The organism is Xanthobacter autotrophicus ATCC 700552, assembly GCF_043194565.1.
GTDB lineage: Bacteria > Pseudomonadota > Alphaproteobacteria > Rhizobiales > Xanthobacteraceae > Xanthobacter > Xanthobacter autotrophicus_F.
On record NZ_JBAFVS010000015.1, the window covers coordinates 1 to 14,858 of the forward strand.

The window sequence follows — 14,858 nt, forward strand, 5'->3', positions numbered from 1 at the left end:
TAGAGCGCTGGACGGCGATCGTTCTTGGTCGCCTCTAGCTTGGCATCATTCGCCTCGATCCAAACCTCGAGCTGTCCCATAAGCTTAGGCCACACCTCGTTATACTCATGATGGAATGTCGCCATGCACAGTTCCATCGAATCAAGGTGGCTCGCGCCATGCAGCGTCATCCAACGATTCGAGAAATGTGTTTCGTACTCGTCATGGTCAACACTTGAGTACCCATCCATCAACCCTTTATAATTCGGATGAGCACTTTCGGACAGCACACCATAAATTCTAGAAAGGCCAGGATACCGCTTATCACATTGTTCAAGGACCGTTATGATGTTGATCGATTTGTATTTAGTCGAATCGTCTCTCGACCCAAGCAACAATGTGCTCGTCTTGTCGCAAAATGCATGGAAATCCAACTTGCCATCAAGCACCTGTCGTATTTTCTGATTGAGGTAAATCAACGTAGCGAGGGATTCGAATCCACTCCGCAACAAGATCCGCGCACCAAGGCCATGCCCCTGCTGATACAACGAATAAGACTGCGTCATTAGGTCGTGCAACCGCCAGAACACAGCTTCGCGGAGCATCCAAGCCCTAAAAGGTGCCTTCCATTTGTATACGACTGGATTGCGGGAATACAGGCCACCCAGCGGGATGCTGGGGATGAGTGATTCCTTCCAGATGGCAAGCTTCTGTTCAATAGCGTTCATTTCTTTTGATACCACAACTTCTGCATTCAGAGACAGAATCCGAATGTAAGCTGTCCGGGCTATCCGATAGAGGGATTCGCGGGCGACGCTAAATTTATTGCGACGAGACAAAGGGCAGGATGAGGGCAACAGGTGCTTTTTGCTCGGCACTGCCGGTTCCGGTGGCACGGGCCTGCCCCCTCCCCACCCCTCCCCCGCAAGCGGGAGAGGGAGCCGCATCGGTGAATATCCCTACCCCCGCCCACCCGGCCGTCCCGGCGGCACGCTCTGGGCCTCGCGGGTGCGCACGAAGGTCCAGATGACGCGGGGGGTGCGCGCTACCTCGCCCGCCAGCACCAGTTGCGCCGTGCGGCGCGGGCCGCCGGCGGCGGCGAGGTCCACGCTTTCCTCCACCCCCAGAGGCACATGGGGCGCGGCGAAGGCCCAGGCCTCGCCGTTGGGCAGGCTGAGCAAGGCGGTGTGGGGATCGTCCAGCCGCTCCACGGTCACCGACGGATGCAGGTGGAAGCGGATGGCGAAGGTCTCCGCCGGCAGCTTGGCGCCGTCCTCGGCGGCCCTGAACACATCCTCGCCATCCAGCCGGTTGCCTTCCATGGCGAGGCGGAACGAGCGCTGGTGGATGAGGCCGAACGGCTCCGCATAGCCATCGTGGCTGGCGCGCAGCAGCAGGGCGTTGTTGCGGGTGCCGCGCTGCACCTCCACCTGCTTCGGCCCCGACACGATGGGCGCGCCGAAGATGCGCGTCATGGAGCCGCCCTGCAGGAAGCGGCACGACGAGGTGTCGGCGATGACGGCGGTGGAATGGGCCGCGGTGGAGCGCGCCACCTGCCGCCACATCTCCCGATGCACCTCCGGCACCCCGCAATTGATGACGATGCGGTGCCGGCCGGAGGAAAATTCGAAGGCAAGGCAGCTCGCATGGGCCTCCCAGCTCGCCATGGCGGGGGGCGGCGGGCCGGTGTCGGCGATCACCATAAGCGTGCGCGCATCGAGCCGCTGGTAGCCGGAATAGGGCGCGTTCGCCACCGGGGCGCCACGGGCGTCGTCGAAGGCGAGGATGGTGGCGAGCTGGTCCGCCGCCGTGTTCCCCATGCCGTGGAAATGGGCGAAGGCCCCGTCGCCGTGCCGGAAGAAGCGCAGCATGGGCATCATCCGGTCCACCGCGTTCATCAGCGCAGGGGGCGCCGGCTGGTTGCGCGCGGTGAAGGCCTGGCGCAGCGGCAGCAGGTCCAGCAGCAGCTCGATGAGCATGCCGGGATTGCGGGTGAGCGGGCCGCCGTCCGGCAGGATCTGGCGGTCCAGCTCCTCGGACAGGCGCTTGTCCGCCGCCTTTAGCAGCCGGCCCTGGTCCGACATGCACAGGCCGGCGAAGACGAGGGCGGTCACCGCCAGCATGCGCGGCTGGCCGTCCGGCGCGTCATTGGCCATGCGGCGCAGCTGGCGCACCTGCCGGGCCAGCGAACGCATGAAGCGGCGGTAGAAATCGTGGTCGGCGTCCTGCAGCAGGAAGGTGGCCTGGGTAAGCCAGGAGATGATGCGCCGCGCCGCCACGTCGGGCCGCGCCGCTACCGCCCGCGCCTTGCCCGGATCGCGCATGAAATCGCCCACCAGCGAGCGGGCATTGGCGCGGGCAATGGTGGTACCGGCGGCCTTGAGGTGGCGCAGCCAGCCGAAGCCGTGCAGCGCCTCGGCCCATTCCACGGAGGGCGGCACCAGTTCGAACGGGGTGCGCCCGTCCAGCATCATCACCTTGCCGGCGAAGGCGAAGCGGCCGGAATAGATCTCGCTCGCGAGGGTCGCGTCGCCGGTGCGCAGGTCCTGGGGCGCGATGAGCAGGCGCTCGGGCACCGGCACCGGCACGTAGCCGAGCGCCATGGTGCGGCCGCCGAGGCGCGCAAGCACCTGCTGCGACCACAGCTCCGCGAGGAGGGCCATCAGGCGCGTGCGCTCTCTCAGGCCGCTCCGGCTCACGGCTCTCCCCGCTGACGGGGCGAGACCCTTGGCCAGCAGGCCTTTGGCCCGGACGCCTTTGGCCACGACCTGAAGGGGCCCCGCCGCTCCATTCCAAATCCGCATGCGCTCGTCTTCACCGACTGATACCGTCGGCCCCGGTCGTCGACCGAGGCCAAGTGGGTACGCTCAAGTGCCGCGCGGGCTAACCCATGGCCCATGAGGCAAGCTCACGGGCCGTGGGTCTGATTCGCCGCAACGGACCGGAGGGCCGGCAGAGCGCCGCGCGGACCTGAAACGTCAGGCCCGGCGCTTCAGCCGGGCGGCGAAGAAGCCGTCGAGACCCGACCGCTCCGCCTCCCCCCGCATCCAGTGACTGGGAAGAGTGCGCACATCCCCTTGAGGAGTTATGAACGGATCGATGCCTTCCACCTCTCCGGGCACGATTGGTGCGCGGATAAGGTCGCTGCGGGCGGCCAGAAGCCGCTCCACCTGCTGTTCGCCCTCCTCCGGCTCCAGCGAGCAGGTGGAATAGACCAGGGTGCCGCCGGGCTTCACCAGGTCCGCCGCATGGGCGATCAGCCGGGCCTGGAGGGCGGCGAGGGTGACGAGGTCCCCCGGCCGCTTGTTGACGGCGATGTCCGGGTGCCGGCGCAGGGTCCCGGTGGCGGAGCACGGCGCATCCAGCAGCACGGCGTCGAACGGGCCGCCGGCAAAGTCCCCCGCATCCCCCGCCACCACGCGGGCGGTGAGATTCAGGCGCTCCAGGTTTTCCTTCAGCCGGGTGAGGCGGGACGACGAGCGGTCCACGGCGGTGACACGGGCGCCGGCGGCGGCGAGCTGCGCGGTCTTGCCGCCGGGGGCGGCGCACAGGTCCGCCACCTCAAGGCCGTTCACATTCCCCAGCAGCCGGGCCGGCAAGGCGGCGGCGGCATCCTGCACCCACCAGTCCCCCTCGGCGAAGCCCGGCAGCGCGCGCACCGGGCCGGCCTGAAGGATGCGCACCGAACCGGTGGGCAGCACCTCGCCCGACAGGCGCTCGGCCCAGAGCGCCGGGTCCGCCTTCACGGTGATGTCGAGGGGCGGCTCCACCTTGTGCATGTTGGCGATGGCGCGGGTGGTCTCAAGGCCGTAAGCCTTGATCCAGCGCTGGCCCATCCACTCCGGCGTATCGGCGAAATCGGGACTGATGCCCACCATCAGCGCCTCCGCCTCGCGGGTGAGGCGGCGCAGCACGGCATTGACCAGGCCGGCGAACCCGGCGGTGTTGCGATCGGCGCGGGCCACATCCACGCAAAGGCCCACGGCCGCGTGGTTGGGCACGTCCATGAACAGGATCTGCGTCGCTCCGGCCAGCAGCACGGATTCCAGCCGCGGCGCGGATTTCGGCAGGCCGCGCTCCATCAGCTTGGCGATCAGGGCGCGCAGGGTGCCGATGCGGCGCAGGCTGGTGGCGAGGATGCGGTAGGCCAGCGCCCGGTCGCGCGGGTCGAGGGCGACATCGGCGTCGAGGGCATCCTCCAGCGCGGCACCGTGGCGCAGCACCTGCTCAAGGCCGTCCACGGCGAGGATACGGGCGGCAAGGCCCGGCGTCGCGGCGGCCGGTTTCCCGGGAGCAGGTTTCCCAGGAGCAGGTTTCCCAGGAGCCGGGGCGGATCCTGAACCGGGGCGGCGGGCGGGTTTCGGGGCGCGGGAAGGCGGTTTCATCGCGCAAGGTAGAGCACGAACCATGCCCCAGCGCCAACGCCTTTGCCGGGCGGCGCCGTCGCCGTGTTCGCCTCACCTCGTTTACCTTGCCTCGCCAGCGCCGATCCCGTAAGACGCTTTCGTAACGCCCCGGACCAGAGCCGGGGCTTTCCTTTGTGCGCGCGTGCGTTGCGATGCACCCGCGCCGGACCGGGAGGCGCCTTAAGGTGGCCAACGTGGTGGTAGTCGGCTCCCAATGGGGCGACGAAGGCAAGGGCAAGATCGTCGATTGGCTGTCCGAGCAGGCGGACGTGGTGGTCCGCTTCCAGGGCGGCCACAATGCGGGCCATACGCTGGTCGTCGGCGGCGTCACCTACAAGCTCTCCCTTTTGCCCTCCGGCGTGGTGCGCGGCGGCAAGCTCTCCGTGATCGGCAACGGCGTGGTGCTGGACCCGCAGGCGCTGGTGGATGAGCTCGCCCGCCTCGCCGCCCAGGGCGTCGAAATCGGTCCCGACCGGCTGCGCATCGCCGAAACCGTCCCCCTCATCCTGCCGCTGCACCGCGAGCTGGACGCCCTGCGCGAGAGCGCCACCACCGAGGGCAGCCGCATCGGCACCACCAAGCGCGGCATCGGCCCGGCCTATGAGGACAAGGTGGGCCGTCGCGCCATCCGCCTCGTGGACCTCTCCGATCCGGCGAGCCTGCCGGCCAAGGTGGATCGGCTGCTCACCCACCACAACCTGATCCGCCGCGGCCTCGGCATGGAAGAGGTGAACCGCGACGCCCTGGTGGCGGAGCTGCTCGCCATCGCCCCCAAGGTCCTGCCCTTCATGGACCGGGTGTGGGAGCTGCTCGACAAGGCGCGGCGCGAGGGCAAGAAGATCCTGTTCGAGGGCGCGCAGGGTGCGCTGCTCGATATCGACCACGGCACCTATCCCTACGTCACCTCGTCCAACACGGTGGCGGGATCGGCGGCCAGCGGCACCGGCATCGGCCCGGGCGCGCTGGATTATGTGCTCGGCATCACCAAGGCCTATACCACCCGCGTGGGCGAAGGCCCCTTCCCCACCGAGCTGACCGACGAGGTGGGCCAGACCCTGGGCAGCAAGGGCCGCGAGTTCGGCGTAGTCACCGGCCGCGCCCGCCGCTGCGGCTGGTTCGACGCGGTGCTGGTGCGCCAGACCGTCCGCACCTGCGGCATCCACGGCATCGCCCTCACCAAGCTCGATGTGCTCGACGGATTTACCGAACTGAAGGTATGCGTCGGCTACACCGTTGACGGTAAGGAAATCGACTACCTGCCGGCGGAGAGCGGGGCGCAGGCGCGCGCCGTGCCCATCTATGAGACCATGGAAGGCTGGCAGGATTCCACCGCCGGCGCCCGCTCGTGGGCGGACCTGCCGGCGGAGGCGGTGAAGTATGTGCGACGGGTGGAGGAACTCATCGGCTGTCCGGTGGCCGTGCTTTCCACCAGCCCGGAGCGCGATGATACCATCCTGGTCCACAATCCGTTTCAGGCCTGATCTTCGGGCGTGACGCGGGTCCGGAGCATTTCACGCGGCGCGGACCCCCGGTTCGCATCAAGGAAATGCAGCATATAAATGCGATAGGGAGTCTTGCGTGACCCTCGGGTCACGGAAAGCCGCCCTAACGGCTCAAGGCGAAGCGCACGTCTCTCATGGCTGACTACTACCCGCTGCTGGTCCGCGCGATTTCGAGCCTGCCCCAGAAGACGGGGGAGGGGCGCCGCGCGGTCTATGACCGCGCCCGCACGGCCCTCATGCGGCAGCTGCGCGGGGTGGACCCGCCTTTGCCCGAAGGCGAGATCACCCGCGAGCGCATGAGCCTTGAGGAGGCCATCCGCCGGGTCGAGGCCGATTACGCCCAGCAGGACAATTCAGCCGACGTCCTTGATGAGGCGAACGAGGCCGAAGCCGCGCCCGAGGCCGGCAATCAGGCCCAAAGCCAGATCGACGAGCCGGACGATGCGGAGGAGGAGCCGCCTGCGCCGGCCGCCCCGGCCGCGGCCAAGGAGCCCCTGCGCGCACCACCGCTCGCCGCTCCGTCCGAGCCGCGCGCGCGCACGCTGGAACCCAACGGCCGCGCCGAACGCCGCCTGCCGCCCCGCCAGCGCAGCGAGGACGAGGAGAGCGACGACGCCGAGGCCGACAGCCGCCCGCCGGTGCGCGGTCGCGGCGAGGTGCGCAGCCGGGCCGCCGCCGCCAACGGCGCCCGCCACTCCGCCCATGGGGAGGGTGGACCCTCCTGGAAGAAGTTCGCCCTCTGGCTGCTGCTCGCCCTCCTGGTGCTGGGCGGCATCGCCTTTGCGGTGATCAACCGCGACATGTTCCTGGGCGGCTCCGGCGAGCCACGCGCCACCGCGCCGGCAGCGTCGAGCTCCAGCGACCAGCCCAAGATCTCCGACCGAGTGGTGCGTTCCTCCGGCGACGCCGCCCGGCGCGCGCCGGCCGCCCCGCCGCGGACCGGCAGCGGACCTGCCCGCGCCGTGCTGCTGGAGGAGACCCCCGGCGGCGCCCAGCCGCAGGAGTTCGTGGGCACGGTGGTCTGGAAGACCGAGACGGTGAACGCCGGCCCCGGCCTGCCCCCCGACATCGGCCTGCGCGGCGACGTGGTCATCCCCGAGCGCAAGATCAACATGAGCTTCGTGCTGCGCCGCAACACGGACCAGACCCTGCCGGCCTCCCACACCATCGAGATCGGCTTCCGCCTGCCCGACGACTTCCCCTTTGGCGGCGTCTCCAATGTGGACGCGGTGCGCATGAAGCCGAACCAGCAGGCCCTCGGCACCCCGCTCGCCGGCCTCGCGGTGCGGGTGAACCCGACCCTGTTCCTGGTGGGCCTCTCCGAGAAGCCGGCGGATCGCCAGCGCAACGTGACGCTGCTGCAGGCCTATCCGTGGCTGGACGCGCTCATCACCTACACCAACAACAAGAAGGCGGTGCTGGCGTTCGAGAAGGGTCCGGCCGGCGAGCAGGCCTTCAACGACGCCTTCTCCGCCTGGGGCGAACTGCTCCAGCGCCCGCCGGCCCAGCCGGCGACCCAGAACGGCGGCTGACGGGCACGCCTGGTCCGATGGGCGCGGCGGCGGCAAATCGCAGCGGCAAGTCGCAGCGGCAAGTCTCGGTGCCGAAGCCGGAAACATCCGGCTCGCCTGAACTCGGCTGTTGCCGAGTTCGGGCGGGAGAGGGTTGGGGAGGGGGCCAGCCGATGCCGGAACGCCCCCAGCCGGGCTCCCTCCAGCAAGCCCCTGCCCCGCCCCGGCAGCCACACTCACCCCTCTCGCCTGAGGCCCTTCAACCGATAGAGCGCATCCAGCGCCTCGCGCGGGGTCAGGCTGTCGGGGTCGAGGCCATCAAGAGCGGCCAGCGCCGCCTCGGCCTTCGGGTCCACCGATGCGGCGGCAGCCGCGGGCCTGGGGCGCGCCGCGAACAGGGGCAGGTCGTCGATGAGCTTCTGGGCGGGAGAGGCGCGCTCGGCCGCCTCCAGCTCCGCCAGCACCGCCCGGGCGCGGATGATCACCGCCTCCGGCAGGCCGGCGAGCTTGGCCACCTGGATGCCGTAGGAGCGATCCGCCGCCCCCGGCACCACCTCGTGCAGGAAGATCACGTCGCCATGCCATTCGGTGACCTTCACCGTGGCGTTGGAGAGCCGCTTGCAGCGCTGGGACAGCGCGGTCAATTCGTGGAAATGGGTGGCGAACAGCGCCCGGCAGCGGTTCACCTCGTGCAGGTGCTCAAGGCTGGCCCAGGCGATGGACATGCCGTCGAAGGTGGCGGTGCCGCGCCCGATCTCATCGAGAATGACCAGGGAGCGGGCGGTGGCCTGATTCAGGATGGCGGCGGTCTCCACCATCTCCACCATGAAGGTGGAGCGCCCGCGGGCGAGGTCGTCCGCCGCCCCCACGCGGGAGAACAGGCGGTCCACCACGCCGATGCGCGCGGATCGCGCCGGCACGAAGGCGCCGGCCTGCGCCAGCACGCAGATGAGCGCATTCTGGCGCAGGAAGGTGGACTTGCCCGCCATGTTCGGCCCGGTGACCAGCACGATGCGCCCGTCCTCGAACCCCTCCGGCGGGGAGAGGTCGCAATCGTTGGGCACGAACGGCCCGCCCTCTTTCGCGAGGGCCTGCTCCACCACCGGATGGCGCCCGCCGGCGATGGCGAAGGCGACGCCTTGCTCCATGTGCGGGCGCACATGGTTTTCCACCGCCGCCAGCTCGGCGAAGCCCGCCGCCACGTCGAGTTCCGCCAGGGCCTCGGCGGCGGCGCGGATGGTCTCGGTCGCGGCCACCACGGCGGAAGCGAGCCGGTCGAAGATGGCCTGCTCCAGCCCCAGGGCCCGCTCGCCGGCGCTGGCGATGCGGCTTTCCAGATCCCCCAGCTCAAGGGAGGAAAAGCGCACCGCTCCCGCCATGGTCTGGCGGTGGACGAAGATGGCGCCGTGGGGCGCCTCGCGCAGGCGGTCGGCGTTCTGGGCGGAGACCTCGACGAAATAGCCGAGCACCGCATTGTGCCGGATCTTCAGGGCGCGCACGCCCGTCTCCTCCACATAGCGCCGCTCCAGCGCCGCCACCACGCGCCGGCTCTCGTCGCGCAGCGCCCGGGTTAAGTCCAGCTCGGCGTCGCAGCCCTCGCGGATGAAGCCGCCGTCGCGGCGGTGGGGCGGCAGGCTGTCGGCCAGAGCCGAGGCGAGGTCCAGCACCAGAGCGTGGGGCACCCGTCCCAGTGCCGCCACCGAGCGGGCGAGGTCCGCCGGCGGCGCGGCGGCGAACAAAGCGGCGATGGCGAGCGCGCCGTCCAGCGCATCGCGCACGGCGGCCAGGTCGCGCGGGCCGCCGCGCTGGAGGGCGAGACGGGTGACGGCGCGGGCCATGTCCGGCGCCCGCGAGAGTCGCGCCCGCAGCTCGCGCCGCAATTCACCGTCTTCCACCAGACAAGCCACGCCATCGTGCCGGGCGCGGATGGCGGCAAGGTCGGTGAGGGGCTCGGCGATGCGGCGGGCGACGAGACGCGCGCCGGCCGCCGTCACCGTGCGGTCCACGGCGGCAAGCAGCGAGCCGCGCCGTTCGCCGGAGGTGGTGCGCACCAGCTCCAGATTGGCCCGCGTGCCGGCATCGATGGCCATGATGCCGCCCTCCGCCTCCTTCGCCGGGCGGGAGAGCAGCGGCCTGACACCGAGCTGGGTGCGCTCCACGTAAGACACGATGGCCGCCGCCGCGATCAGTTCGGCGCGGGCGAAGGTGCCGAAGGCGTCCAGCGCCGCGACGCCGAAGAAATCGGCGAGGCGCTTTTCCGCCCCCGCCCCGTCGAAGGACTGGCGCGGCAGCGGCGTCACCGCCGGGAAATCCCGCAGCAGGGCGCGCAGCTCGGCGTCGTCCAGCAGCGCGTCGGAGACCAGGATCTCCGCCGGATCGAGGCGGGCGAGGTCGCCGGAGAGGTCGTCGCGCGTGGTGGCGGCGACCCGGAAGCTGCCGGTGGACATATCGGTATAGGCAAGGGCGTAGGCGAAATCCTGCGGCCCCGAGCCGGCGCGCACACGGGCCAGCGCCGCCAGCACGTTCTCGCGCCGGGCATCCAGCAGCGCGTCCTCGGTGAGGGTGCCGGGGGTGACGAGGCGCGTCACGGCCCGCCGCACCACCGATTTCGGCCCCCGTTTCTTCGCCTCGGCGGGGTCCTCAACCTGCTCGCAGACCGACACGCGGAAGCCGAGAGCAATGAGCTTGTGCAGATACTCCTCGGCGCGGTCGATGGGCACGCCGCACATGGGAATGTCTTCCCCCAGATGCTTGCCGCGCTTGGTGAGCACGATGCCAAGCGCCTGCGAGGCGACTTCCGAGTCGGCGAAGAACAGCTCGTAGAAATCCCCCATGCGGTAGAACAACAGGCTGTCCGGGTTCGCCGCCTTGATCTCCAGATACTGCGCAATCATGGGGGTGACGCGCGCCTCCTCCGCCCGCACGCGGGCGGAGGGCTCAGGCGTGGCGGGCTCGGGCGTATCCTGCGGAAGATCCGGCGCGGCGGTGGGGGCGCTGTCTGGGCTGCGGTCTCGGTTCATGGGCGCACGGTATCGGGCGGTCCGCGCCCTGTCAGCGCACGCGCGCCCGGCATCGACAGGAAATGCGGGGCTTCCGCTGCTTTGAGCGGCAGCCGGAGCCGGAAACAACCGGTTTCACGCCGCGTGAGGATCCTGCCGGATGGGAGAAGATCAAGGGCCGCCGGTCAGCCCCAGGGACCGCGCCGCTGGCCGCCCCTTGGATCGCCGCCCCGGGGATCGCCGCCCCGGGGATCGCCACTCCAGGGATCGCCGCCGGACGGCCGGGCCGCAGGTGCCGGGCCGGGCGCGAAACCGCCGCCGCCCATCTGCTGGGACAGGGCGCGCAGGGCGGCGATGCGGTTCTCCACCGCCGGATGGGTGGAGAAGAGATTGTCCATCCGCGCCCCCGACAGGGGATTGATGATGAACATGTGGGCGGTTGCCGGGTTCGCCTCTGCCTCATAGTTGGGCACATGATGGGCCGCGCCGGAAATCTTCCCCAGCGCCGAGGCCAGCACCATGGGCTGGCCCAGGATCTCCGCGCCGCCCCGGTCGGCCTCATATTCCCGCGAGCGGGAGATGGCCATCTGCACCAGCATGGCGGCCAGCGGAGCCAGGATCACCATGAGGATGGTGCCGATGAAGCCGAAGGGATTGTTGTTTTCCCGGTTGCCGCCGCCGAACAGCATGCCGAAGTTCGCCAGCATGGAGATGGCGCCGGCAATGGTGGCGGTCATGGTCATGGTGAGGGTGTCGTAGTGTTTGATATGCGCCAATTCGTGCGCCATCACCCCCGCCACCTCATCCGGGCTGAGGGACTGGAGCAGGCCGGTGGTGGCCGCCACTGCGGCATTCTGCGGGTTACGGCCGGTGGCGAAGGCATTGGGCTGCGGGTTGTCCATGATGAACACGCGCGGCATGGGCAGGTCGGCGCGGCGCGCCAGCTCGCGCACCATGCGGACGAAGTCCGGCGCGGTGGTCTCGTCCACCTCCCGGGCGCCGTACATGCGCAGCACCATCTTGTCGGAGTTCCAGTAGCTGAACAGGTTCATGCCTGCCGCCACCACGAACGCGATCATCATGCCGCCCCGCCCGCCGATGGCGAAGCCCACCGCCATGAACAGGGCAGTCAGGCCGGCAAGCAGGATCGCCGTCTTCAGGTGATTCATCTGACGCCTCCCGACGCGGCAGCCGCGCCTCGACCTAGAGGATGGGAAGGCGGCGGGGCCGACGCAAGGGGAGGTCGGCCGTCCAGATTTGGCGGCAGTCTTTCCGGATGCAGGCCCCGCGGGGACGCCGGCTCCGGCCCGGAGGTCAGATGTCGCGGGCGAGGCGGTTCGCCGGCACGCACTTCCAGCGGCCCACCTGCCATTGGGGGTGCTCTTCGCTCCACTGGGCAATGGTGAACTGGGACGACATCATGCAGGCGGTGGGCGCAGCCGCCTCGACGGACACGTTGATCCGTTCTTCCCGGCAGGTGGCCGGCGCGGTGATCAGGCAAGCATAGAGCACGACGAACATGACGGTGACTTTCCCTTTTGGCTGTGCTGGGTCTGCCGTCCTTCCGTTTCCGTTTCCCCTGCCTCGCACCGGCAGTTCCCCTTGGCCCGCGGTATTATCGTGGTCTTTCGCGGCGTCTCTTATGAACTTCTCAGCTTTCAATTCAAAGCAAATATGATGCCAAAGGCGGATCGTGATGGCCGACCGATCACAGGGGCGGGCTCTTCTGGCGCGGCGCCTCACCAATACCTCCGCTGCGGCGTCAAGCCACGCTCAGGGCACGCATCTTGTCCCGCCGATCTTGCCATGAAGCCGGAGAAGGTCCCAATAACGTCTTCTAACCGATCGTGACTGCACGCAAAATCAGCGGGATGCGCGTGTCCGGGGCAAAGAGGGCCACGCTGCAGTGCCGCATGGTTTCGCATTGCGGCTGGCTTGCTGGCGAAGGCGGGCTCGGCTAGTGTCCCGCCCGCTATCTGGTGAACCGGTTCGGCACTCCTGCCGGGCGCTGACAACAAGGGTAGGCGGCATATGACCGCTTCCCGGAATGCCTTCGGGGCGGTCATCCCTAGTCGATCTACAAGGGAGGGCATAAGGTGGCTAAGATTAGCAAGGTTCTGATCGGTGAAGCGCTTGTCGGCGACGGCAACGAGGTGGCTCACATCGATCTCATCATCGGCCCGCGCGGCAGCGCCGCCGAGACGGCGTTCTGCAACAGCCTGACCAACAACAAGGACGGCTTCACCTCGCTTCTCGCGGTGCTCGCCCCGAACATGGCCTGCAAGCCCAACACCCTGTTGTTCAACAAGGTGACCATCAAGGATGCACGGCAGGCGGTGCAGATGTTCGGTCCCGCGCAGCGCGGCGTCGCCAAGGCGGTGCAGGACGCGGTGGCCGAAGGCACCATTCCCATGGAAGAGGCCGACGACCTGTACATCTGCGTCGGCGTGTTCATCCACTGGGAAGCGGCGGACGACGCCAAGATCCAGCAGTACAACTACGAGGCGACCAAGCTCTCCATCGAGCGCGCCGTGGCGGGGTTCCCCTCTGCCAAGGAAGCGACCGAGCAGCGCGATCTGGTGAAGCACCCCTTCGCCGCGGCCTAGAGCGGAAACCACCCTGGGCAGAGCGGCGACCTTCCGGCGATGCCGAAGGGTCTGCTTCAGCGGTTGGCCGCCCTATTTTTCAACAGGTAAGTCTGAAGCGACCGGCGGCACTCCCGCCGGTCGTTTCTTTTTGGGCTCAGATCAACCCCGTTTGAAAATTCGCACGGATGGGCACTTGCAGTCCTCCCGCGCCGGCACAGGCGGCTCGGCGTGGATGCCCGGGACAAGCCCGGGCATGACGGAGGGCATTGGGGACAGGCCCTTTTGAATGTCCCAGCAGGCGTTCAGGGCGTCGGGTCGCGCCGGATGAAGGCGCCGAACGCGCGGGGGCCCTCCCCCACAGTCACCGTCGCGACCACCTTCAGCGTCCGCGCATCGATGGTGGAGAGGGTGTTGTCGAACCAGTTGGCCACATGGACGTGCCGGCCATCGGCACTGGCGGCGATGCCTTCGGGATATTCGCCCACGGGGATGAGGGCGCGCGGCTCCAGCGTGTCCACGTCGAATACGCTCACCGTGCCCGCATACTGGTTGGTGACGAAGGCAAGGCGCCCGGTCAACGCCACCGCGTAGGGCCGCGATCCCACCTTCACCGTGCCCACCACCGCGCGGGCGGCGATATCGATAATGCTCACGTCGTCCGAGCCCACATTGGCGGTATAGGCGCGCTTGCCGTCCGCCGAGAGGGTGATGCCGAACGGCCGCTTGCCCACGGGGATCACCGCCACCCGCTCCAGCCGTGCGGCGTCGATGACCGAGACGGTGTCGTCGTCCCGGTCGGCCGACAGCACGACGGCGCCATCGGGCGTCACCGCGAGGCCGGAGGGGGAGGCGCCGGCCGGCGCCGTGCGGATGGCGTCGGGGGCATCGGGATCCACCACCAGCAGGCGCGCGCCATACCAGTCGGCCACATAGACCGGGCTCCCGGACGGGGCCACGGCGACTCCCAGGGGGCCGCCGGTGAGGGGAATGCGGGCGATGACTTTTCGCGCCGCGGTATCGATGACGCTGAGGGCCTTGCCCTCGGGACTGGTGACGAAGGCGCGCCGGCCGTCCGCACTCACCGCCACGCCGGCCGGCTGGCCGGGCACCGCGATGCGGGCGACGAGACGCGGAGGCGCCCCGTCCGTCCCGCCGAGATCCACCACCGCCACCTCATTGGCCGGCTGGTTGGTGACGAAGGCTTCTTCCGCGCCGGCCGCACCTCCTGAAGCCGCACCCACCAAAAGCGCGAGGGCGGCCGCAGCCCCCCTCGCCTTCAGCCCCATCAGGAGCCCTTTTCCAGCTTGGCCTTCAGCGCGTCGAGGCCGCCGCGATAAACGCCGGTCACCGCGGCGATGGCGGCCTCGTCGCTCAGTTCCGGGGGCGGATCATTGTTGGGGTAGCCACGATAGAAGGCGCCGCGCCACTCCACCTTGGAATGGGTGGCGTCGATGGGCGTGACCGTGAGGGTGGAGGAGTAATTGGTCACGGGCAGGACTTTCACGTCCACTTCCGTGATGCGGTAGGAATAGCTCTTCTCGGCGGGCTCAAACTTGTAGAGCACCTCGTCGATGGTGCCGCCGCCCTTCAGCGTGAGCTTGCGGGTGGCGTCGATGGCATTGCCGCCCTGGCCGACGTTGGCGGTCACGGCCGGGTGCCAGCTCATGTCCTGGAAATTGCCGATGGCGGCCCACACCTTCTCGGCGGGGGCGTTGATCTCGACGGTTTCCGTCACCTTCTTACGGGTGGGCCCGTGCGCGTCGGCCGCGACGGGCAGGAGCGCAATCGAAAGCGCCGCGGCGGCGGCAAGCAACAGCTTCATGAAACAGGTTCCTCCGATGATCCGGCCCGTTTGCCGGGCCGCAGTCTTCTA

Annotated in this window: 11 protein-coding genes; 3 read left to right on the top strand and 8 right to left on the bottom strand. The window is 69.0% G+C overall.

Annotated elements, in window-relative coordinates; genetic code table 11:
* The 3 genes from V5F48_RS16035 to V5F48_RS16045 all read right to left on the bottom strand — a co-directional run.
* The coding region (locus V5F48_RS16035; RefSeq protein WP_394259511.1) for a hypothetical protein at positions 1–875 on the bottom strand (875 nt) is incomplete at its 3' end.
* A gap of 63 nt (positions 876–938) precedes the next feature.
* Positions 939–2,642: a heparinase II/III family protein gene (locus V5F48_RS16040; protein WP_394259512.1), complete on the bottom strand. Its 1,704-nt coding sequence runs from the start codon at positions 2,640–2,642 to the stop codon at positions 939–941.
* A gap of 315 nt (positions 2,643–2,957) precedes the next feature.
* Positions 2,958–4,388, bottom strand: a complete 1,431-nt coding sequence (locus V5F48_RS16045; RefSeq protein ID WP_394259513.1) for an RsmB/NOP family class I SAM-dependent RNA methyltransferase — start codon at positions 4,386–4,388, stop codon at positions 2,958–2,960.
* A 182-nt stretch (positions 4,389–4,570) separates the two neighbouring features.
* Between V5F48_RS16045 and V5F48_RS16050 the strand changes: the two genes are divergently transcribed.
* Complete coding sequence (locus V5F48_RS16050; RefSeq protein ID WP_394259514.1) at positions 4,571–5,866, top strand: adenylosuccinate synthase; 1,296 nt, start codon at positions 4,571–4,573, stop codon at positions 5,864–5,866.
* Between the two features lie 155 nt (positions 5,867–6,021).
* Entirely contained in the window at positions 6,022–7,419 is a 1,398-nt protein-coding gene (locus V5F48_RS16055) for a hypothetical protein (RefSeq protein ID WP_394259515.1), read from the top strand.
* A 215-nt stretch (positions 7,420–7,634) separates the two neighbouring features.
* Here the strand turns inward: V5F48_RS16055 and mutS are convergent, their stop codons facing one another.
* From mutS to V5F48_RS16070, 3 genes are all read right to left on the bottom strand, one after another.
* Positions 7,635–10,418 (bottom strand): DNA mismatch repair protein MutS, encoded by a 2,784-nt coding sequence (mutS, locus tag V5F48_RS16060; RefSeq protein ID WP_394259516.1) that lies wholly within the window; start codon positions 10,416–10,418, stop codon positions 7,635–7,637.
* Positions 10,419–10,582: 164 nt separating this feature from the next.
* Complete coding sequence (htpX, locus tag V5F48_RS16065) at positions 10,583–11,566, bottom strand: zinc metalloprotease HtpX (protein WP_394259517.1); 984 nt, start codon at positions 11,564–11,566, stop codon at positions 10,583–10,585.
* Between the two features lie 145 nt (positions 11,567–11,711).
* Positions 11,712–11,918 carry a hypothetical protein gene (locus tag V5F48_RS16070; protein WP_394259518.1) on the bottom strand — a complete coding sequence of 69 codons (207 nt, stop codon included), beginning with the start codon at positions 11,916–11,918 and terminating at the stop codon, positions 11,712–11,714.
* Between the two features lie 575 nt (positions 11,919–12,493).
* Between V5F48_RS16070 and fae the strand changes: the two genes are divergently transcribed.
* Positions 12,494–13,003 (top strand): formaldehyde-activating enzyme, encoded by a 510-nt coding sequence (gene fae, locus V5F48_RS16075; protein WP_394109947.1) that lies wholly within the window; start codon positions 12,494–12,496, stop codon positions 13,001–13,003.
* A gap of 284 nt (positions 13,004–13,287) precedes the next feature.
* Here the strand turns inward: fae and V5F48_RS16080 are convergent, their stop codons facing one another.
* Both V5F48_RS16080 and V5F48_RS16085 read right to left on the bottom strand, forming a co-directional pair.
* Positions 13,288–14,271, bottom strand: coding sequence for a cytochrome D1 domain-containing protein (locus V5F48_RS16080; RefSeq protein WP_394259519.1), 984 nt, complete (start codon positions 14,269–14,271; stop codon positions 13,288–13,290).
* Complete coding sequence (locus tag V5F48_RS16085; protein WP_394259520.1) at positions 14,271–14,807, bottom strand: SRPBCC family protein; 537 nt, start codon at positions 14,805–14,807, stop codon at positions 14,271–14,273. The genes V5F48_RS16080 and V5F48_RS16085 overlap by 1 nt, the downstream gene beginning before the upstream one ends.
* Positions 14,808–14,858 lie beyond the last annotated feature (51 nt).